15 protein-coding genes and 1 pseudogene are annotated in these 20,628 nt (G+C 57.7%); 6 read left to right on the forward strand and 10 right to left on the reverse strand.

Translation table 11 applies throughout. The features are described from left to right. Positions 1-61 precede the first annotated feature (61 nt). On the forward strand, positions 62-1,006 hold the full coding sequence (locus N4A58_RS03965; protein WP_293708043.1) for a GlxA family transcriptional regulator: 945 nt from the start codon (positions 62-64) through the stop codon (positions 1,004-1,006). A 311-nt stretch (positions 1,007-1,317) separates the two neighbouring features. Beyond that, positions 1,318-2,307, forward strand: a complete 990-nt coding sequence (locus N4A58_RS03970; protein WP_293708044.1) for an NADPH:quinone reductase — start codon at positions 1,318-1,320, stop codon at positions 2,305-2,307. Between the two features lie 33 nt (positions 2,308-2,340). Here the strand turns inward: N4A58_RS03970 and N4A58_RS03975 are convergent, their stop codons facing one another. Next, a complete protein-coding gene (locus N4A58_RS03975; RefSeq protein ID WP_293708045.1) occupies positions 2,341-4,287 on the reverse strand; it encodes a hypothetical protein in 1,947 nt (648 codons plus the stop codon). A 485-nt stretch (positions 4,288-4,772) separates the two neighbouring features. Here N4A58_RS03975 and N4A58_RS03980 point away from each other — a divergent pair, with 485 nt between their 5' ends. Beyond that, the gene (locus N4A58_RS03980; RefSeq protein ID WP_293708046.1) at positions 4,773-5,237 is read left to right on the forward strand and encodes a hypothetical protein; all 465 of its coding nucleotides are present in this window, start codon (positions 4,773-4,775) and stop codon (positions 5,235-5,237) included. A gap of 33 nt (positions 5,238-5,270) precedes the next feature. Here N4A58_RS03980 and N4A58_RS03985 read toward each other — a convergent pair whose 3' ends face one another. Then, the gene (locus N4A58_RS03985) at positions 5,271-5,732 is read right to left on the reverse strand and encodes a cupin domain-containing protein (protein ID WP_293708047.1); all 462 of its coding nucleotides are present in this window, start codon (positions 5,730-5,732) and stop codon (positions 5,271-5,273) included. Positions 5,733-6,049: 317 nt separating this feature from the next. Between N4A58_RS03985 and N4A58_RS03990 the strand changes: the two genes are divergently transcribed. The 3 genes from N4A58_RS03990 to N4A58_RS04000 all read left to right on the forward strand — a co-directional run bounded on the left by N4A58_RS03990 (position 6,050) and on the right by N4A58_RS04000 (position 9,481). Further along, the gene (locus N4A58_RS03990) at positions 6,050-7,003 is read left to right on the forward strand and encodes an alpha/beta hydrolase (protein ID WP_293708048.1); all 954 of its coding nucleotides are present in this window, start codon (positions 6,050-6,052) and stop codon (positions 7,001-7,003) included. Positions 7,004-7,228: 225 nt separating this feature from the next. Further along, complete coding sequence (locus N4A58_RS03995; protein WP_293708049.1) at positions 7,229-8,359, forward strand: lytic murein transglycosylase; 1,131 nt, start codon at positions 7,229-7,231, stop codon at positions 8,357-8,359. 105 nt (positions 8,360-8,464) lie between these two features. Continuing rightward, the gene (locus N4A58_RS04000; RefSeq protein WP_293708050.1) at positions 8,465-9,481 is read left to right on the forward strand and encodes an LLM class flavin-dependent oxidoreductase; all 1,017 of its coding nucleotides are present in this window, start codon (positions 8,465-8,467) and stop codon (positions 9,479-9,481) included. 54 nt (positions 9,482-9,535) lie between these two features. Here the strand turns inward: N4A58_RS04000 and N4A58_RS04005 are convergent, their stop codons facing one another. From N4A58_RS04005 to N4A58_RS04040, 8 genes and pseudogenes are all read right to left on the reverse strand, one after another. Further along, the gene (locus N4A58_RS04005) at positions 9,536-10,498 is read right to left on the reverse strand and encodes a 2-dehydropantoate 2-reductase (protein ID WP_293708051.1); all 963 of its coding nucleotides are present in this window, start codon (positions 10,496-10,498) and stop codon (positions 9,536-9,538) included. Positions 10,499-10,571: 73 nt separating this feature from the next. After that, on the reverse strand, positions 10,572-11,870 hold the full coding sequence (locus N4A58_RS04010) for a M10 family metallopeptidase C-terminal domain-containing protein (protein ID WP_293708052.1): 1,299 nt from the start codon (positions 11,868-11,870) through the stop codon (positions 10,572-10,574). A 92-nt stretch (positions 11,871-11,962) separates the two neighbouring features. After that, positions 11,963-15,214 carry an EAL domain-containing protein gene (locus N4A58_RS04015; protein ID WP_293708053.1) on the reverse strand — a complete coding sequence of 1,084 codons (3,252 nt, stop codon included), beginning with the start codon at positions 15,212-15,214 and terminating at the stop codon, positions 11,963-11,965. Between the two features lie 196 nt (positions 15,215-15,410). Further along, complete coding sequence (locus N4A58_RS04020) at positions 15,411-17,096, reverse strand: CheR family methyltransferase (RefSeq protein WP_293708185.1); 1,686 nt, start codon at positions 17,094-17,096, stop codon at positions 15,411-15,413. A gap of 9 nt (positions 17,097-17,105) precedes the next feature. After that, positions 17,106-17,189 (reverse strand): annotated as a pseudogene (locus tag N4A58_RS04025) (hypothetical protein); the annotation flags it as partial. 12 nt (positions 17,190-17,201) lie between these two features. Further along, positions 17,202-17,861: a chemotaxis protein CheB gene (locus N4A58_RS04030; protein WP_293708054.1), complete on the reverse strand. Its 660-nt coding sequence runs from the start codon at positions 17,859-17,861 to the stop codon at positions 17,202-17,204. A gap of 145 nt (positions 17,862-18,006) precedes the next feature. Beyond that, positions 18,007-20,142 (reverse strand): ATP-binding protein, encoded by a 2,136-nt coding sequence (locus tag N4A58_RS04035; protein WP_293708055.1) that lies wholly within the window; start codon positions 20,140-20,142, stop codon positions 18,007-18,009. Beyond that, on the reverse strand, positions 20,142-20,522 hold the full coding sequence (locus N4A58_RS04040; protein WP_293708056.1) for a response regulator: 381 nt from the start codon (positions 20,520-20,522) through the stop codon (positions 20,142-20,144). Before N4A58_RS04040 ends, N4A58_RS04035 begins: the two co-directional genes overlap by 1 nt. Positions 20,523-20,628 lie beyond the last annotated feature (106 nt).

The following is a 20,628-nucleotide window of genomic DNA, read 5'->3' on the forward strand; positions in this document are numbered from 1 at the left end:
CGCCGGTACGCCGCCTAAGTATGGCATTTGGCCGGATTTGAAATTCGAGTAAAGGAATGTGATGGATACGACGTCGCAAGTGCTCTTTGTGTTTGTGGGGGAATTCACCCACCTTGCGTTCTCGAACGCCCTTGAACCTTTGCGCATTGCGAACCGCATGTCGGGTGAGCGTCTGTACTCTTGGTCCTTCATGTCTGCGGACGGGGCGCCTGTTACGGCCTCGAACGAGGTGCGGATGATGGTGGATCACAGCTTTGCTGACGTGGTGAAGTACGACTACCTGTTTCTGGTGCCCGGCAACGACCTACGCGACCATATCGACAAACCTTTGCTCTCGCTCTTGCGGCGTGCCCGCTACCAAGGCGCGACCATCGCAACCTTCTGTTCCGGCGCCTTTGCCTTTGCAGAGGCTGGCCTACTGGATGATCAAGAGGCTGCGCTGCACTGGGAATTTCACGCGCCCTTCAAAGAAGAATTCCCACAGGTCCATCTCAGTAATGCGGTGTTCATCAAAAACGGACCGGTCATGACCGCGGCCGGCGGGCAAGCTGCGGCGGATCTGGTGCTGTCGCTGATTCAGGACACCCATGGGCGGGCCTTGGCAGAGACCGTCTCTGATCAGATGCTGTACAACACCGTGCGGCAGGGTGGTGCGCCACAGCGCGTATCCTTTCAGGCGCGCTACGGCATTCGATCAGAGAAGCTCTCGCAAGCTATTCGGATTATGGAGCGGGATCTGGACCAGATCATCACTATGACCGACGTGGCCGAGGAATCCGGCGTTTCGAACCGGCAGTTGGAGCGGCTGTTCAAACGGTATCTGGATGTGACGCCCAAGAAGTATCTCATGTCCCTGAGGTTGGCCAAGGGGCGTCAATTGCTCCAGGAAACCGAGATGTCGGTGACCGAAGTGACGTTGGCCTGCGGATTTGAAAACCCCAGCCATTTCAGCAGGCTATACCGTCAAACCTTTGGCGTCACCCCACGGGAACAACGCGCCATTTAAGTCAGGCGCGGCAAACGTTTGAATGCCGCGCCCCTCGGATGCTTAGACCAGCTGCAGTATCAGCGCTGGGACGGCCAGCATGCCGCCACAAATCAGGGTCATCGCAAGGCCAAGACCTTTGAACATCGTTTCTCCTCCTGTTCGCATTGTAGCGTGATGAGCGAACTAGAACGCGGCGGCGGCGCGTCCATGCGCTGACCGGTCGCGCCGGTCACGATTTCAGGGATATACGATCGGGTCCTTTCTTTGGCCGCCACAACGGGGCAAGGTTTGCCCCAGCGAATAGGCCAAACTCATCGAAGGGGAGGATGATGCGCGCAATCACATACAACCGTTTCGGCGCTGCAGCCGAGGTACTGGAACTGCAAGAGGTCGAAACGCCGGCCCCTGCAGCCGGCGAAGTTCTGGTCCGACTGAAAGTGTCGGGGGTGAATCCCTCGGACGTCAAGGCACGGGCAGGCACGCGGCCTGGCGTCACAGAGCCGCCCTTTCCGCTGATCATCCCCCATAGCGACGGCGCGGGTGTAATCGAGGCGGTGGGAGAGGGCGTCGACACCGCCCGCGTGGGTCAGAGGGTCTGGATCTGGAACGGTCAATGGCAGCGCGCCTTTGGCACGGCGGCCGAATACATTGCGGTGCCGTCGTTACAGGCGGTCCCGCTGCCTGATGTCACCAGCTTTGAAGAGGGCGCTATTCTGGGGATCCCCGGGATGACCGCCGTCCAGAGCGTGCTGGGCGGTGGCGATGTCAGGGGCAAAACCGTGCTGGTCTCTGGCGGGGCAGGGACAGTCGGCAACTTGGCGGTCCAAGTCGCTGCGGCTTCGGGGGCCCGTGTTTTTGCCACAGCACGAGGCGAGGCAGGCATCGCCGCGGCCAAGGTTGCAGGGGCCGAGCAGGTCTTTGACTACAGCGCGTCCGATCTGGCCGAGCAGGTGCTAGATGCCACCGATGGCGAATTGATTGACCGGATTGTAGAGGTCGAGTTTGGCGCAAATGCCGAAACCAACACCAAGCTAATCGCAGAGCGTGGCACCATTGCGGCCTATGGCTCGGCCAAGGATATGTCGCCTGTCGTGCCGTTTTATCCGCTGATGTTCAAAGCTGTGACGCTTGAGTTGGTGCTGGTTTATATCCTGAGCGCGGACCAGCGGGCCAATTGCGCAGTGCAATTGACCGACCTGCTAGAGCGCAAGGCGCTAGCAATGCGGGTGGCCGAGGTGATGCCGCTTGCGGACTGTCCCAAAGCACACGATATCGTGGCCTCTGGCCAGCGCGCTGGAGCGGTTTTGCTAGAGGTCTAAAAACGCGCGGGGCCTGCCCCGCGCAGTTCGCAATCAAAAGATGAAGTCCGAGGCCGTCAGGTCCGATAGATCCACGTCGTTCAGCCGGATTTCCAGACCATCCGCCACGATCACTGTATCTGATCCCTTTTGCGAGGCGCTCAAATCGCTGGATTTCAGCCCGTTGAACTGCAGCCGGTCAAAGCCTGCTTCGTAATCCGTGATCACGTCTTTGCCGTTCCCTTCGGCAAAGACAAACACATCCGGACCTGTGCCGCCCGTCAGCGTGTCGTTCCCCGCGCCGCCAATCAAGGTGTCCATGTAGGCTCCGCCATGCAGGGTGTCATTGCCGCTGTCGCCGCGTAGGAAATCTGCGCCATTTTCGCCCTTTAGCACATCATTTCCCGCGCCGCCGGCCATGCGGTCCGCGCCTGTGCCACCATAGAGCCGGTCGTTGCCCTCATCTGCCACGAGCCGGTCGCTCCCGTCGGCTCCGTACAGGCTATCATGACCGTCTCCGCCTTTGATCCAGTCGTTCCCATCTTCGCCGTATAGCCGGTCGTTGCCGCCATAGCCCACTACGTTGTCGTGCCCGCGTCCGCCGCGCATCTGGTCCGATCCATCTCCGCCGAGCAGGCTGTCGTTCCCTGTGTCGCCGAACATGGTGTCGTTCCCGCCACCACCAACGAGCTTGTCATTGCCAGAGCCACCGCGCAGCAGATCGCCATCATCTCCTCCGTCCAGACGGTCGTGCCCGTTTTGGCCAAAGAGACGGTCTTTGCCACTTCCGCCGTCCAGAGCATCATCACCGTGAAAGCCAATGAGCGTGTCATCGCCAGACCCGCCCCAGAGCCAGTCATTTTGCTCTCCGCCGTCCAGCTTGTCGTGTCCGTAGCCCCCATGCATCCGGTCCGAGCCTTTGTCCCCGTACACAGTGTCGTTGCCCGTCCCGCCCGACAACAAATCATTACCGCCGCGCCCCTTTAGGGCGTCGTTGCCTTCGCGGCCCAAGATAAAGTCTTTGACGTTGGTGCCGGTCAAAGTCCGGCTCCCGCTATCATTCGCGCTGGGGTCATCAGCGTCCGATCCTGTTGCCTCGACGTTGTCGCCATCCGCGTCTGCGCCGTTCCCCATGATCGCCTTGGACCACGTGAAATAGTGCGCCAGCGGGTCAGTTGCGATGGCATAGGCGTTTTCGTAGTAGAGCTTGCTTTCGTGCTGCAGTCCGACAGCATAGTTTGTTGACTGCCAATTCACACCGCTGGGCAGGCGAGCCAGATTGGGCAGCTTGAAAACAAACTCAACGCCATCGGGATGGGCATTGTTCAACAGGACGGTGGTCGGCAGCCACCACTTCGCCAGTTCAGGTTGGACCACCAGATCGCCGTCATGCGAGACGAGCGTATAGCCACTTAGATCCACATCCTTGATCATATCTGGGTGCAAGCCTGCCGACCCGATCGCCACCGCCTCAAGGTCTACCTTAGAGGAAACACGATCCCGATCCGACATCATGAAGGCATCGACCATGGACCCACCCAAGCTGTGGCCCGTCACCACCAGACGGTCGATGCCGTTACCGCTCTGGTTTACATAAGTCACCACGGCATCAATCAGCGCGTCGAAGCCTGCGTAATATGCTTGCAGCCCACTTTTGGTAAAGGCTTGGCCCTGCACAGCGTTCGCGATGTCATCAGTGCCGCGAAAGCTGAGCATGACGGTCCTGGACCCATCAGGCATCACCGTCTCCGCGACCAAGGCCTGCGCATCCGCGTCGCCTTGGTCCGCGCCACCGCTGTAGAGCCCGCCGGTTTTATAGCTTGCCGCGTTGCCCGAGAGCGGCAGTTCCAAAACGTCCCAACCCAGCGTGCTTAGGTAGCTGTCGTACCTATCGTCCATGCCGTTGTCGCCAGACCCACGGTAGGACGCAGGAAGGCGGTCTTCGCCATAGACAAGATGAGAGAAAAGGCTCGCCTGAGCCAAGACAGTCGGACTGACCATTCCAGATAACCTGTTAACCAATGAAACAAACAAAAACTGGCGCATCGAAGCGATACGCCGCGATATGGTTCATGGATTTTCCGTGCCGTGGAAGGGGGAAATTGGGGGAGTTTGCGCTGAAACCAGAAGAATGAGGCGAGAAAATCAGCGTATCCACCGAATGACAGGCTGGCCCCGCTCGGCGGCGTGTCGCTGCCGTAGGCGCAGAGTTAAGCGTCTATTACTAGTCGAATCGTGATCAATAGATGGATCATCTGAGTATTGTGTCGGCTTTTGCTCGAGGAAGCCTTGTCCGCGCTTTGGTTCAAAGATGCCGTGGCACCATTGGATGGAAGTAGGACCCTGAGATCCCGCGCGGCGAGCTATCTAAATAGCTTACCACCTTTTCGAAGAAAATTTTCTCCAAAGATATAACACTTTGTAACTGCAGTCCGTTGATTAGAACGTATCCTTTTTTGCAATACGCAGAGGGTGGGGGAGAGAAAATGACACATCAGGCAATATTGGGACCCTCCGCGAAGGCGGACTACCCTCAGCACTGGGGAGAGGGGAATACCCCGCTTTGGGCTGATATGCAGATACCGGGCGGCATAATCGGGCCGCGTCCGAACTATGATTACCACACACTGATTGCGCATCCCGTCCCGACCAAAGTTCGCAACGAACGTCGGAAATTCCCGCGTATGCGTGTTGCGGGGACGCTCGTGTTTGGCGGATATAACCTGCCAGTCAAGGACATAAGCGGAACGGGGATGAAGTTAGCCCACGGCTGCACGCGGTCCGATATTAGCTTGCGCCCGTTTCCAGCCGAACTCTTCTTTGTCGCCGAAGGGCGTTTGTTCAAGCAGCGACTCGTCGTCGAGTTTGTCGATAGGGACTCGCCATCACCGAGCCGTTTGCACATACGCGTTGTGCTCGATAATGCCGAGCCTGTACGCGCTGTCATCTGACGCAGCCCCGAGGGGCCGCGCCAAAACATAGGCTTAGTCAGCCGCGTATTCTTCGTCGGTGACCAGATCACCCCAAACCACTGCGGTGCCGTCTTCGGCTGCTTGGATCGCGTAGTGTGTGACAGCCGTGCTGTCGGTCGCGCCGTGCCAATGGTTCACATCCGCTGGGGCAAAGACGACGTCGCCAGTGCGCATAATCTGTTTGGGCTGGCCTTCTTCCTGATACCAACCGGTGCCCGAGGTCACGACAAGGTACTGACCGATGGGGTGCGTGTGCCATGCCGAACGCGCGCCGGGCATGAAGGTCACTTCGCCCGCGCTCACGTCATTCACGTTGCCGGGGAAAACAGGCGCAACGAAAACAGTGCCGGTAAAGGTCTCTTCGCCGCCAATCTGGCCGCCACGCTCCAGTTGGGTGGTCTGTGTCATCTCTTGGGCGGTGGCGCCTGTGGTGGCAATCGCAAGGGCGAGCGCGGTCAGGGAAATCGTCTTCATTTGGTCGTCTCCTATGGTCTGGAGGCGGCCTCTTTGGCCTGTGGCACGGAGCATCCGTTGCCTTCCCCAAAGAGCTAGGCGGCGGGCCCACAGTCTTCATGGCGTGAATACGGGATGCAGTAATGAGCGTCCTTCATGAAACCCGAGCAGGTTCCCGCTACACCTATGAAAACTGCTCATGCCGCGCATGGAATAAGGGGCGGTAATCCTCTGGGCTCATCGGAATAAGTCGTTTGGCATCAGGCCGTTGTGATCCTTGGCTCAGCCAAAACGGACCATAACGCGCCGTGTTTGAACCAATTCTAGAGGACACTCCAATGCCTAAAGACAACTACATTTTTGATCTGTCAGAGAACGTCACCCGCACCCCTGCTTCTTTCGAAACACGCTTTGGCGTGACGCTGTCAGCGGACATCTACACCCCTGCAGATTTCGACCAAACTGCACGCTATCCCGCCTTGATTGTCGGCGCGCCATATGGCGGTGTCAAAGAACAGGGGCCCGGTGTTTACGCCAATCAACTGGCGCAGATGGGCTACGTGGTCTTGACCTTTGACCCTGCGTGGAACGGCGCGTCCGAAGGCGGGACGAAGCACCTGTCCTCGCCCGACCAGATGGTCGAGGATTTCTTGGCATGCGTCGATTATATCGGGACGCGCCCCTATGTGGACCGCGACAAGATTGGCGTGATCGGTATCTGTGGGTCGGGTGGCTTTGCCCTGTCGGCGGCCAAAGTCGATCCGAGGATCAAGGCCGTGGCGACCGCTTCGATGTACGACATCAGCCGGATGCAAAAGAATGGCTTCGGGGATAGCATGTCAGACGATGATCGCCTTGCCACGCTCAAAACCATCGCAGAACAGCGCTGGGCCGATTACGAGAGCGGTGATCCTGTTCTGACCGCACGCGGTGCGCCCCTGATATGGGACGCCGAAGAGAACCCTGTCGGCGCAGAGTTCGGTGAATTCTACTCGCGTCCACGCGGCTACCACCACCGAGCGATTGCGCAGTTTACCATGAGCTCGACCCAGTCATGGATGAACTTCGCGTTGCTGGACGATCTAGAGTGGCTGGCTGGCCGGCCGATCCTGCTGATCATGGGGGACGACGCCCATTCGCGTTACTTCTCCGAAGATGTCTACGAGGCTGCGCCCCAGCCCAAAGAGCTGTTCATCGTCGAGGATGCGAACCACGTGGACCTTTATGACAAGTTGGACAAGATCCCGTTCGAGAAGCTGAACACCTTCTTCACCAAGGCCTTTGAGGGGTAATTGCACGCGGTTTTTGTTCGTAGCAACCTAACGGCATCAGGGTACCCGCTACGGTGGGTGCCCTATGTTTTTGCGGGGTGCCAGCGGATAATTGCTGATTTTCCGGACGCGATCTTTGGCCCGCACGACATTGATTGCCATTCACGTTGCCCCACGTCACACATTTAGAAAACGGGGCGCGCGTTCGTCCCATTTATGCTCTGCCACAGGCCCGAGGAGCTGCCCATGCACTTGAATAGACGCCAATTTGCCCTGTCCGTTGCGGCGCTGCCCTTGGCTGCCTGCGCACCGAGCTCTCCGCAGGTGCCCGCGCGCCGCGCAGGTGTGCCCGAAGGGATGCGCCCCGTGGCGAATGCAGGCTACAGCAATTGGGTGGCCGGTTTCCGCGCAAGGGCCACGTCGCAGGGCTTCTCGAACGCTCTTATGGATCGGGCATTTCGCGGCACGGGCTTCTTGCCAGGGGTTGTCGAACGGGATCGCAACCAGACAGAGTTCAAACGCTCGCTCGAGGATTACCTGTCAATCGCCGTGTCCGACGAACGGGTCGCAAAGGGCAGGGCGGCCTATGCCCGACACCGATCGACCTTGACCGCGCTGGAGCGTGAGTACGGCGTGGATGCCCACATCATCGCGGCGATTTGGGGACTCGAGAGCTTTTACGGGGAACGGCGCGGCGATATTCCGGTAATCTCGTCTACCTCTACGCTGGCCTATGACGGGCGGCGCGGGACATTCTTTGAAAAGCAACTCATCGCGGCGCTCAAAATTCTGGACCGTGGTCAGGTGGCACCACAGAACTTCACTGGCAGTTGGGCGGGCGCGATGGGGCACACGCAGTTTATTCCTACGTCGTATCTGGCCTTTGCGGTGGATTTCACGGGCGATGGTCGCGCGGATATCTGGTCCGAGGACCCCACTGATGCACTTGCCTCGACCGCAGCCTATCTGGCCCGCAACGGATGGCAACGCGGCCTGCGGTGGGGCGCAGAGGCGGGGCCTGATGCATCCGGAACGATTCAGCCTCAGCCGGGTGGACCGCGCTTTACCACCACCGCCAATTTCCGCGCGATCAAGCGCTACAACAACTCTGACGCCTACGCGATCGGAGTGGGGCATCTGGCCGACCGAATTGCTGGCGGCGGCCCGCTGCGCGCGGATTTCCCGCCGGACTCCTATGGCTTTACCAAGGACGACCGGATCGCCCTGCAGCGCGGGCTTACTTCGCGCGGCTTTGATGCGGGGGGCGCGGATGGGGTGTTCGGGGACAAAACCCGTAGCGCCATCAGTGCCTATCAACGCAGCCAGGGCCTGCCCGTGACCGGAGAGCCCTCTCTCGATCTGCTGCGCCGTCTCTGAGCACTGCGCTCTGAAGAACAGGGCCTGCGCGGTTCGGCAACTTATGTCGCGGGGGACGCGTGATTAGCTCTGCCTCTAGCGAACAGTAGTTTTCAGAGGTGCGTTATGAAGAAGATCGGTTTTCTGTCCTTTGGTCATTGGAACCCCGAAGCGGGTTCGCCCCTGAGAACTGCCGGCGACACCCTGCTGCAGTCCATCGATCTGGCTGTCGCGGCCGAGGAATTGGGCGTCGACGGCGCCTATTACCGCGTGCACCACTTTGCACGGCAGCTCGCGTCGCCGTTTCCGTTGCTTGCGGCGGTCGGGGCCAAGACATCCAAGATCGAGATCGGGACTGGCGTGATCGATATGCGCTACGAAAACCCGCTTTATATGATCGAAGATGCAGGCGCGGCGGATTTGATTTCAGGCGGGCGTCTGCAGCTAGGGATCAGTCGTGGATCACCTGAACAGGTCAACGATGGCTGGCGCTATTTCGGGTATCAGCCGGTCGAGGGTGAAGACCCCTCGGACATGGCGCGCCGGCATGCCGAAATTTTCCTGAAGCATCTGGACGGAGAGGGCTTTGCCCAACCAAACCCGCAGCCGATGTTCCCTAACCCGCCGGGCCTTTTGCGACTGGAGCCCCATTCCGAAGGCTTGCGCCGCCGGATTTGGTGGGGCTCGGGATCGAACGGCACTGCAATTTGGGCCGCACAGATGGGGATGAATTTGCAGAGTTCGACGCTGAAGGTCGATGAGAGCGGCGAGCCGTTTCACATCCAGCAGGCCAAACAAATTCGCGCGTATCGTGAGGCATGGAAAGAGGCCGGTCATGACTTCGAACCGCGCGTTTCAGTCAGCCGGTCAATCTTTGCTCTGACCAATGACATTGATCGCGCCTATTTTGGCCGTAGCAAAAGCGATGATCAAATCGGGTATATCGACAATTTCCGCGGCATCTTCGGCCGTGGCTATGCGGACGAACCGGATCGTTTGGTCGAGCAGCTGAAACAAGACGAGGCGATTGCCGAGGCTGACACGCTGCTGCTGACCGTGCCGAACATGCTGGGGGTCGAGTACAACACCCATGTTTTGGAAAACATCATGACCCACGTGGCGCCCGCATTGGGCTGGCGCTAAGAGACTTTCACGCCGCTCGGGGAATGCCTCGGGCGGCGTATTTACTTGTACGGGCTACTCTACGCGCAGATTGCGATCCAGCAAACCGGCAAGCCCGTGGATCCCTTTCATCATTGGGACGGGCTGATCGACCAGTTCGGCCAATTCGACCAAAGCCCCTAGGATTGGGCCAAGCTCGAAAGGGCGGCCAGCCTCAACGTCTTGCAGCATCGAGGTTCGGATCGGGCCAAGCTTGCGCGTGGTGGCCATGCGTCCGTCGATATCGTCGAAGCCCTCCAAACCAATCCGTGCTCCTAAGTCCGCCATCTCTTGCATCATTGTTTTGATCACGGTGTTCGCGCCCGGATCGTCGTGAAGTTGCGCCGCATCCGCACGTGCCAGCGCGGACAGAGGGTTCATGTTGGAATTGCCCCACAGCTTCATCCAAACCTCGCGGTGGATTGCGTCGGTCGTCTCAATCGGGATGCCGCCCCGCTGAAGACATGCGGCGATATCGGCGAGGCCGTCGGGCTGACCGCCTAGGATGACCTTGTTCGCCTTGACCAACTGGATATGTCCTGGCGCCGCGACGCGGCTGGCGGCATGGACCACGTTCGCGACAACACGCTCGACCGGCATCAGTTTGGCAAGTGTCCCACCCGGATCGACAGAGGCCAGAGTTTTGCCCTCTGCCGGCCCGCCGAAGCCCGACAGGAACCAGAAGGGCAGGCCGTTGACGGCGGGCATGACAAGAGTTTCGGCTGTCATGATCTGTTCGATCACAGGCGCTAGGGCGGGTAGGTCATGCGCCTTGACCCCCAATAGCAGCAGGTCCGCGCCGCGCAACTGATCGGGATCATTGGTGGCTGTCACAGGGATCGTTTCCGCGGTTCCGTCTGCCTCCAACACAAGGCCAGTGTTTTGGAGCGCTACAAGAGAAGCGCCGCGCGCCAGTACGGTAGCTTCTGCGCCGCCTTTGACAAAACCAGCGGTCAACCAGCCTCCGATGGCCCCTGCGCCGATCACCGAAACCTTCATGCTCTGTCCCTCCCTCTGGGTGTGTGTGGGCACTTTGGCACAGAGCAAGGGGCGTCCCAATGGGGCGGAGTGCTCAGACGAACAGAAAGTCGCTCTCTGCCAGATCGCTCAGCGCAACGCCCTCTAGGGTGACTGAGGTCGCAGCGTAAGAGAGGGTGACCGTATCGACGGCGTCGGAAACAGTGATGTCATCTATGCTCTCGGCTCCGGATTTGATGACGATGCGATCCTTGCCAGAGCGGAAATCGGTGATCGTGTCCGCCCCGTCATTCGCCGCAAAGACAAAGCGATCGCGACCGCCGCCGCCAGACAGTATGTCGTCATCTGCGCCGCCAACAATCTTGTCCTTTTGCGCGCCGCCTGACAGGGTGTCATTCCCCGCACCGCCGATCAATTTATCTTTGCCGGCGTTGCCAATCAGGCTGTCATCCCCCTTGGCCCCTGCTAATTTGTCGTTGCCCTCTAGACCCATGACGGTGTCATCGCCAAGGCCGCCAACCAGCTTGTCCTTGGCGGTGCTCCCGCTCAAAGTGTCGCTGTAATCGGTGCCAATCAGCTTTTCGATTTGCGTGCCGTAGTTGATTGAAAAGGTGCCTGCATCCGTGATCAGGTCGCTGGAGGTGCCGACGCGGGACATGACGCCGGATGTCAGGCTCGCTTGTGCAGCGCCCATGGCGCTGGACAGATCAATGGTATCCTTGCCTGCACCATCCCAGATCAGAGGGTCGTTTAAACGAGTGCTCCGGTCTTGGGAAAATGCGCCGAGCGTTCCCATGTCATAGGTGTCGTTTCCCGCACGCTGGGTCGGGTCTACGCCATAGAGATACTGCATCGCGGCGGTGTCAAACAGTTGCAGGCCATCTTGCCACGCGCTGGTCCAAGACCCGTAAAGAGAGGTACCGACGCGCTCTGACGTGAGCGTCAGGTGGTTCAAACCGACCGCGTGCATCAGTTCGTGGATGTAGATGTAGCTGTTGTTCGCCAGCCCATCGGTGCTGTCATAAACGGCGTCATAGGCCAGTGTAATCACCGGAGAGGACGTGTTGCTCCAAGTTCGGCCATAGACGCTACCGGCGTCGGCGTAATCGCTGACTGCTATGCGAACCGAAGCCTCTGCGGGATCGACAAATACGAATTCCAGCCCGCTGGCGTCCTTCACCGCCGCCAAAGAGGCCATAACATTGGCCTTCTCTGCATCGGTAAAGGCGCGCAGGGACTCGCCATAGGGCGAGGTGCCACTTTCCAAATAGGCGATGCCGATGGTTTCTGCTTGTCCTAGTTCGGTTGAACCAAGGCGCGCGGTCGGACTAAGGGCAGAGATCCAGTAGGGCAGGTCTAGATTGGTCGGGAGGTTGTATAGGCCGTTGGGCATGGTTTGTCGCGGCTCCGGTCTGCAAATGGCGATCAATATCATAAACGAATGCCGCAAAGTCCCGTGTTCGGAGCTGACCTGTCAATGGACGTTTATCGTCGCCTGATCGCGCGAGCGAATTCCGGCGAAGCGTGCTTGATTACATCGGCTTGGGGCCGCTCATGTGCGGACCGTATATCCGCCCCGATGTCGAGAAGATTCTCGTAAATCTGTTCAGGCCGCATGGGCAGCGCGTGCAGGAACCCTTGCTGCAAGACAGCGCGCATATGGTGGACGATGCGGGCCTGTTGATCGGTCTCTATCCCTTCGACAATGGTGCGGATGCCCAGTTTCGTCGCCATGATCGCGGTCGAACGCAAGACTTCTCGGGTCTTGGGGCCGGTCTCGATTTGTTGGACCAAGGATTTGTCGATCTTGATGATGTCGATCGGGAATTCTGTCAGCCGGTTCAGGTTGCTCGCCTCTACCCCGAAATCGTCTAGCGCGATCTGGATGCCATGTTCGCGCAAAAGGTCGAGGTTATGCAGCACGTCATGCATCGCCACACGCTCTGTCAGGGACCGCTCGGACAGTTCGATGACGAAGACGCGGTTGGGATTGTCGCGGATGGACTCGAAGCGTTGGATCAGGTCCTCGGCGGCGCCTTTTGCGCTCAGCTCTTCGACGCGGTGATTGAAAGAGATGTAGCGGTCGTCAAAGTACGCCAAGTCTTGCAGCAAGCCCGCGCGCATCTTCCAGGAGATATCGCTAAAGGGTTTGTTCTTGGTCACCTCGACCAGTTTAGCGCCAAAGACCTCGGGCGAGACCATGGTGCCGTCGGCGCGTTTCCAGCGGATCAGTGCCTCGAAGCCGGTGATGAAGTTGCGGTGCGTGTCCATGATGGGCTGGACGACGTAGTACATCTCGTCATCCAGCAGGGCCTGACGGATATCATGTTCGGTGACAAAGCTTCCCTTGACTTCGCTGCTTTTTAAGTAGGCCGGCGTGGCCATGGTCACCTGATTGCGACCGCCTGTCTTTGAATCCTCTAGGGCCACATCCGCCACCGCGAGCGCGTCCGAAAGCCCGCCGATCCCATCAAGGAGCGCGACACCGACACTGGCGGTACGCGACACAGGCCCGCGTTCTGTCGGCACTTGGTTCTTGGCGATCGCGTCCAACAGCTGTTGCGCGTATATCTCGCAGTCCTCCCACCCTTCGAAGTCGCGCAGGATCAGAAACTCTTCGCCGCCCAATCGTCCGATGATCTCTGTGTCTGCTGCAATACCGTCGAGCGTCTTGCCCAAGGCGCGCAGCAGACGGTCCCCAGCTTCGTGGCCAAAGGTGTCGTTCACGGATTTGAAGTGATCCAGATCGATCAGATAGAGCGCTTGGGTCTGCTCTGGGTCCTTGTCGGCGAGCGCTTGCTTGATCCCGCGCCGCGACAGGATGCCGGTCAGATCGTCATGGTTTAGCTGCCGTTCCAGCTTTCTGCGGGCCTGTTCGATCTTGGTGATGTCGATGTAATTGAAAACAATGAACGGGTTTTCTTCTTCGTTCAGAGACACGACGCTGTAGTTCACCTGATAGCGGTGCCCGTGGTGATGGGGCTGCTCTGGTAGAAACATGCTGCCATAGGGTTTGGTTTTAAGGATGCCCCTGAATTCTTCCAAAGCGCGCTTGATCCGCCCATGCTCGCTTGGAGTGAAAATTTCCTCGACTGTGCGGCCGGGCAGATCGTGGATGTCTTCGAGCAGGATGATGCCCCGTTGCAGTTTGAAAAAGGCGTGGTTCACATAGGCCAAGCGATCAGGCTCTCCCATTGCCCATACGACCGCTGGAACAGACTGGCTTTCGAATAATGTGGTCAGCTCTGCTTGACGCTTTTGCAGGTCCACCGAGGCTGTGATGTCAAAGATGTTCAAGAGCACCAGATTGCCCATGTCGCCGCGTAGATCGACGATGTGACAGCTGGCGCTGAAGTGCCGGTCCTTGTGATCGTCAAGCGATAACGTCACGCTCTGACCGTCGCTCTTGGCAAATGCCGCTGCGACCTCGGTTTGAAGTCGGCGGATTGACTGCGAGATCGTCTTTGAAAATTTGCTAGAGACCGCAGAGGCGGGGTGCTCGAAATGGGCTGGCGTTTCCTCGGGGTCGCAGAAATACGCGGCTGCAAATTCGGAAAATGCCTCGTTCGCGTAGACAAAGGCCTTGGTATCTGCGCGCCAGACCAGTGCGGCGACCGGCTGCCTGTGCAGCACGCCGTTCAGTTGAACTGCCTCTTCCTTTGTGTTTCGCAGGGCAAGGTTGGCGGTGTCGACTTCTGCCAGTGCGGTTTCCAGAGCCAGATTTGCTGTCACCACGTCGGTCACGTCATGCAAAGTGGTGATGGTGATGCTTCGGCCTAGACTAATCTCAGCAAGCGTTTCGCTGAGTTGATAATATTGGGGATCCTTGTCGTCGTAAAAGACTTGGATCGGGACCTGATCGCCGGTCTCGCCATGTGCGTCGATCCTCATCTTGCTTTGGTCCGCAGCATGAATGTCAAAGGGCTGCCCCAGTTCGGTGGCCAACCCTATATGTTCAAACAGCGCCTTGGCTGCTGAATTCAACTGGATCAACTGCCCGACTTTATCGCGGATAAAGATGGGCGTGGTCGCGTGGTGGATATAGGCCAGCGCCAGTTGTTGCATAACGCTCAGTTCGTCTTGCAACAGCTGCATTCGCTGATCTTTTTCATTCAGCAGGGTGATGGACTTCTGCCGTTCTTCACGGGTATGGGCCAAATCCCCTCTGGCTGCGGTCAGTTGTTGGCGGCTCTGATGGAGGCGGTCAAACGCATTGCGGAGGTCTTGGAACTGGGCGTCGAGTTGTCGTGTCTTGGTTGCGACTACAGATTGGGACCACTCGCCAAAGATCGTCAAATTGACAAAACACAGCAGGAACAGAACATACTCGATAAGATTTGGTACGGGGGCATAGAGTGGGCTGGCAGCGATGATCGTGCCATTCATCAGCGCGAGTACACGCGCTTTGACGTGAGAGAGGATACCGTACCCGAAGGACACAGCCACCATCAGGGAAAGAGACGCCACCAAACCCCAGTCGTGTATGGCAAAAACCATCGTGGCCGAGGCGAAAAACAGAGATACCTCGGTGATTAGAGTGCGCGTTTGGGTCTGGCGTTTTGTCCCGATCAACATTGCGGCAAAGAGGGCGGCACAAAGAAAGCCGAAGAATTGAATGGTCAGCCCGAAGTAAGCGAAATCGATCGCAGCGCAGATCAGAGGCGCAAGCGGAAATGACCCCAGAAACAAGCGTTTCGGCGTAAAGGCAGCGTCTGTCTGTCCTTCGTGAATGGACAAATTGCGTTCCGTTTTTCTCCGCAGTGACCCAAGGGCCAAGTGCTCTGTGTGGTGCGGCCGCCCGAAAATGCGGGGCAGCCAGAGACGTCTGAAAACAGGGACTCGCTACACACGGCGCAGGGCCGAAACGGGGCACCTGCGGGGAAAAGGGAACTGGTTACTGTTTGTCAGGAGCGGTGCACTGCAGCACCGCGCCCTAGGTATTGGAAATCGGGGTAAAGGAGACTGAGATCAACTGTGATCCGCTCTGCTTTTCCGCAGCCAGAACGACGGTGCACTGGTTGTCGTCATCCCCAAGCACCATATTGACCGCATCACCGCCCCAGCCTGCGGGGCCAAAGAGGATCTTGGTGACCTCACCGACATCAATGGTCCAACGCAGATCGCTGAACTTCAGCCCGTCCAGTGCGCCCGTCTTATTTGAGATGGCGCAGCCCGCGCTTTGCCCGAACAGGATTTCACCGTCCTGCGACAGCACCATCACATCACCGCTCATGACAGAGCGTAGGGCGGTCAGTGTTTGCTGCGCCGTGTTGAGAATGGCTGATTTTGCCAGAACTTCGTCATTGACGGTCAAGAGCTCTTCGTTGGTGGATTGAAGCTCTTCGTTGGTGGTTTGCAGTTCCTCGTTCGAACTTTGCAGCTCTTCGTTGGAGCTTTGCAGCTCCTCGTTGGCCAGTTGCAGCGCCTCATTGGCCTGTTCCAACTCTTGAACAGCGTTATGCAGCGCTTCTTTCAGATAGATGATCTCATGATGCGCGTCGCTCAGCCCGACATCCGCGTCGTCCGTATGTCCCTCAATAAAGACGATGGCGACGGTGATGCCCAGATTATTCCGCGGCACCGAGAATGCTTGAGTGTAATAGCGCCGGATTTCGCCTGTCTCTGGATCTGGCATCTCGATCGGGACGATGTTCATCCGGACATGCTGTTTGGAAACAGAAGACACACTTGCTTTCATCGCGTCGGCGATCTCGGACTCGAAAAAGTCATCAATCGTGCCGCCCACCAAACCGGTGCGCAGTTTGAAGATGTGGCGCAGCTTTTCCGAGATATAGGCCAACTTTCGGCGATCCGTGATCCCGATAAAGGACTTCTGAAACAACACATTCAGCAGGTTGAGAGTCGGGTCCGCCAGCGGCGTGGCCTCTTTTGGTGGTGTCTTGCGGGCAGTGTCACTGGCAACAGGATTACGAAAATTTGGTAGGGTCATAGAAAGGCCGGAATAGTAATTCGCGCTCATAGACCGGCAGAACACCTTGGCACGCAGATCAAGCGTTTCGAACCCGCTCTCCTCGCCAAGCGCTTCGGCCTGACCCAAGAACAAGAGCCCGCCGCGGTTGAGCGAGTAGCGGAAAATACGACTGAACGTGGCTTGGCTCGTCGCGTTGTAATAGATCATCAGATTGCGGCACGAAATCAGGTCGATCCGAGAAAAGGGCGCATCCGTGCCAAGCCCGTGTTTGGAAAACGTGACCATGTCGCGCAGGTTGTCTTTGACCTGATAGACACCGTCCCGATAAACGAAGCAGCGGTTCACCACATGAGACGGGATGCCGGAAATTTCGCGCACGTCGTATTCCGCGCGCCGCGCATCGGCCAATGCCTTTTCATCCAGATCTGTCGCAAAGATCTGAACCCCAAGCTGCATTCCATTGGCATCAATGAGTTCGCTGGCCAGCATGGCGATGCTATAAGCCTCTTGCCCCGAGCTACAGCCAACGCACCAAGCACGGAAGGTGCTGCCAGGATCCATCTGCTGAAGGTAAGCGAGCAGGTGCTTGCGCAGCACTTCAAACGCTTGGTAGTCGCGAAAGAATTCGGTTACCGGTACTAACAACTCTTGCTGCAGAGCATGAGGCTCTTCGTCATTGACCGACATGAACTCGAAGTAGTCTTCGTAGCTCTTGATCCCCAAGGCTGACATGCGGCGTTTGACGCGCCGTTCGGTCGTCGAACGTTTGTAATCTGAAAAGTCGACGCCGGTTTATTGATGCACCGTGTCTGTGATCGAGCGCAGCACCTGGCTGTCGCGGAAATCCCGTCCACCGCCGACTTCCTTGAGCATCGACAGGTCGCCCAAGCTGAGCAGTTCGGCAAAGCGGTCGGTCGTGACAACCAAATCGTACTGGTTCTTGTGGATCGCCGCAAAGGGCATGCCGTTGTAACGCGCGCTTTCAGGGTCTTGGACGACGACAATGACACCAGCCTCGCGCAGTTCCGATAGATACTCGGACCCATCCGTCCCTGTTCCCGAAAACACCGCTGCCACGTAGTTGGTGTCGGGCAAGCCTCGCTCGGCCTCTTTGGCCATCGAGTGAAACAGGCGGTTTATGCTGGGCTTGGGGCCAACCTTCTCGCTGGCCTTTACCAGTCGGATCACACCGTTCTCCAGGATCACATCAGAATTGGGGGGCGTGATATAAATCGTGCCGGGGGCAGGGGCGACGTCAGCCTCTAGGGTGTGCACTTGCAACGAGGTTTGGCGCGAAATCAATTGAGTTAAGACAGAGCTATTATGAGGCTCTAGGTGCTGGGCCACGATGACCGAGAGGGTGGCGTCGGTCGATAATGCGGCCATGAACTCGGACAAAGCTTCGAGCCCGCCAGCCGACGCACCGATTGCAACGATGGTATTCTCCGTCATTCCGACCCTGTCCCGTTTTGCCCCGAGCGCCCTTCAAAGCACCCGCCTCGAGCGTGGTGCTCTTTCCACGACTTGTTGTTTGCATCATGCAACTTTCGATGGTTGCGCGCTACTAAAATGCATATCGAGAATTGCATAAAATAACTTACTGGTTTTTAGTGCTGAATGCTGCGTCTGCGGGTTCTCGTGAACGAGCGAGCAAGCTTTTGGCGCGCGATATCAGCGTCTCGGTTTGGTTGCCCTTGCCAAAAATCTCGACATTCAAGTGGGCGAATGCCTCGGTCGCCCATTCCGGCGTTTTGGTAAAGACGATGACGGGCACGTCTGGCTGCAGCTCATGCGTGGCAGCGGCGATATCCTTGCCGCTTTGCTCTTCACCCAAGTCGTAGTCTGTGATGACCAGATCGTACTGGTGGGTCCGAAGCGACAGTAGGGCGGCCTTGGCAGAATGACTTTGGTGCGTTGCGATGCCGATCTTAGCGAATTGCCGTTCCAGCAAGCGGGTGACCATCATGCTGTCATCAACCAAGAGCACCCTTGCAGAAGCATGTGACGTTTGCGCTTTCTGCACCAGCGGTTCTGCTGATTGGTGCGCGGGTAGGTGGATCGACACCTCGGCACCGCCCCCTGCGCGGTTCGACAGCTGTACATAGCCCCCCATATCGACCGCAACCGAATGCACGATGGACAGTCCAAGGCCGTAGCCTTCGGCAGATCGGGTCGGGGCGCTGCTGCGCGAGCCTGCGATGATCTCTTGTGGGAAGCCGGGTCCCGTATCGGTGACGCGGAACACCCACCCCGGAATGCCAGGATGCAAGTCCTCGCTGTCCAAGTGAACGGTGATCTGACCATCCTGTCCGGCAGTGACAAGAGCGTTGCGCGCGTTCACCACCAGATTGATCAGCGCTGCGAGCACAGCGTTTGGACTGCCTGTCAGCCGGGCTCCTTCCGGTGCTTTGCGCACATCAATCAGAATTTTGTCCTGTGCAATCCCGTCGGACAAGCTGCGTAACATTGTTAGAACATCCGATGCCTCGAAATTTGTGACTTCGTCCCGTCCCGCTGTCGCAAAATCCAGAAGGCGCTTTGCAAGCTTGTCGCTCACAGAGAGCGCGGAGAGGGCGTTTGTGATCAGGGCGGGTGTCGATCCACCAAGGTCCTGACCTTTGAGCCGTTCCAAGGTGAACCGCAGCGTTGCGTTCACGTTGCGCACATCGTGCACCACGCTGCGCGCCACTTGCCCCAGCACCAGAATGTTTCGATTTTGGTCCTCTAGCTTCTCTGCAACCATGTTCTGGGTGACATCCGTGATCTCGATCACAGCGCCGCCTTGATTTTGGTTCGATAATGGCGCCGAGAAAATCCGCAGGTAACGCTGTGACTGGTCCGGAAATGTATAAAGACTGATTTCGCTATCGACCTTCCTGCCCAGAAAGGCGCGCAGCAATGGATCATCCAAGGCGATTTCAGGAAAGGTTTCGAGCATTCGGTCAACCAAGGGCACAGACTGACGCTCGATCAGGGCGCCGAACATGGCGCGCCCTTTGCGGTTCGTGACTTCGACTTCGCCGTCCGATCCCAACTTGAAAATTGCGCCTCCGACGTCTTCGATCATTTCCGATGTGCGGCGGTTCTCCTCCACGGCGGCGCGGAAAATGCGGCTGCGGTTGCGAGCATAGATCAGCAATCCGGCCGTCGCCGCAATGGCACTGATAAAAGAGATCGCTGCACCAACGCTTAGCACGATCTTGCGTGCTTCCATCTGAGACAAAGTCTCTGTCATCTGGTCCCGATTGCTTTGCAGCAGATTGAGCATAGCCTGAACGGCGAAGTCATCGTTTACCCTGACAATCGGGTCGATATCCAAGGGTTGCCGTAATTCGGTCTGACGAAGAAATTCGGCATTTTCTGTATATTCATCAAGCGTTTCCCCAAGGTTCTTGATCTCGTTTGTCAGGTCTGGGAAATGCTGTTCGGTCTGCTCGATCAGCGCTTTGATCGCCAAAGCATTCTGGTCAAAGGCATCTAGGTAACGGTTCTTTTCATCGGGACGCAGGACGGCATTTTTGAAATTGTGGATAAAGCCGCCATAGCCCAACTGGTTGTTTAAGCGCACCAGAATGATGTCAGCTTGAACGATTTTTTGCTGAAAGGCCTGCTGTCGGTGCAAGATATTCAGTGCGGTGAATCCCGTGAAAAAGAGGATGCACGTAAAGACGGAAATCCATAGCAGCCCGACGCCCCAAACATATGTTGGTTTGCGGCCTGTAGGTGCGGCCATCATCCGGCCTTCTTGGCCTGTTTCAGCAGCCGATTGATCACAGCGAGCAGATCGGCAGGGTCAATCGTTTTCTTTATCTTCTCGTCGGCCTTTTCCATACCGATCTCCATTAAGGGAGTCTCGAACAGGAAATCACGGCCTGTGCAGACGATTGTGGGCAGGTTCGGGTAAAGGTCTTTGATCTGGTGCAGCAGGCTCACTCCGCCGCCGCCGGGCATGACCACATCCAGAATGGCCAGATCCACCGTATGCGAGGCGAGGTGATCCAGCGCCTCTTGCGCTGTCTCTGTCGTTTTGACCGAATGGCCCCAATCCCCGAGAAGCGCAGACAACGCCAGTGAATACATCGGATCATCGTCACAAAGTAGAAGTCGCGCCATCTCAGTTATCCTCCGGCATTTTTACCGGCTCTATCGTTCGTACACATTAATCAACCTATCGACGCATATTATATGTCGAATTCGTTGTCCTCGACTATCCCTTTCG

This window comes from Donghicola sp. (genome assembly GCF_025210255.1).
Classification (GTDB): Bacteria; Pseudomonadota; Alphaproteobacteria; order Rhodobacterales; family Rhodobacteraceae; genus Donghicola; species Donghicola eburneus.

What these genes read in the sequence shown, in the direction of transcription:
- N4A58_RS03965 (WP_293708043.1), top strand. Translation starts at nt 62, where the DNA reads ATGGATACGACGTCGCAAGTGCTCTTTGTGTTTGTGGGGGAATTCACC.
- N4A58_RS03970 (WP_293708044.1), top strand. Translation starts at nt 1,318, where the DNA reads ATGCGCGCAATCACATACAACCGTTTCGGCGCTGCAGCCGAGGTACTG.
- N4A58_RS03975 (WP_293708045.1), bottom strand. Translation starts at nt 4,287, where the DNA reads ATGGTCAGTCCGACTGTCTTGGCTCAGGCGAGCCTTTTCTCTCATCTT.
- N4A58_RS03980 (WP_293708046.1), top strand. Translation starts at nt 4,773, where the DNA reads ATGACACATCAGGCAATATTGGGACCCTCCGCGAAGGCGGACTACCCT.
- N4A58_RS03985 (WP_293708047.1), bottom strand. Translation starts at nt 5,732, where the DNA reads ATGAAGACGATTTCCCTGACCGCGCTCGCCCTTGCGATTGCCACCACA.
- N4A58_RS03990 (WP_293708048.1), top strand. Translation starts at nt 6,050, where the DNA reads ATGCCTAAAGACAACTACATTTTTGATCTGTCAGAGAACGTCACCCGC.
- N4A58_RS03995 (WP_293708049.1), top strand. Translation starts at nt 7,229, where the DNA reads ATGCACTTGAATAGACGCCAATTTGCCCTGTCCGTTGCGGCGCTGCCC.
- N4A58_RS04000 (WP_293708050.1), top strand. Translation starts at nt 8,465, where the DNA reads ATGAAGAAGATCGGTTTTCTGTCCTTTGGTCATTGGAACCCCGAAGCG.
- N4A58_RS04005 (WP_293708051.1), bottom strand. Translation starts at nt 10,498, where the DNA reads ATGAAGGTTTCGGTGATCGGCGCAGGGGCCATCGGAGGCTGGTTGACC.
- N4A58_RS04010 (WP_293708052.1), bottom strand. Translation starts at nt 11,870, where the DNA reads ATGCCCAACGGCCTATACAACCTCCCGACCAATCTAGACCTGCCCTAC.
- N4A58_RS04020 (WP_293708185.1), bottom strand. Translation starts at nt 17,096, where the DNA reads ATGTCGGTCAATGACGAAGAGCCTCATGCTCTGCAGCAAGAGTTGTTA.
- N4A58_RS04030 (WP_293708054.1), bottom strand. Translation starts at nt 17,861, where the DNA reads ATGACGGAGAATACCATCGTTGCAATCGGTGCGTCGGCTGGCGGGCTC.
- N4A58_RS04035 (WP_293708055.1), bottom strand. Translation starts at nt 20,142, where the DNA reads ATGGCCGCACCTACAGGCCGCAAACCAACATATGTTTGGGGCGTCGGG.
- N4A58_RS04040 (WP_293708056.1), bottom strand. Translation starts at nt 20,522, where the DNA reads ATGGCGCGACTTCTACTTTGTGACGATGATCCGATGTATTCACTGGCG.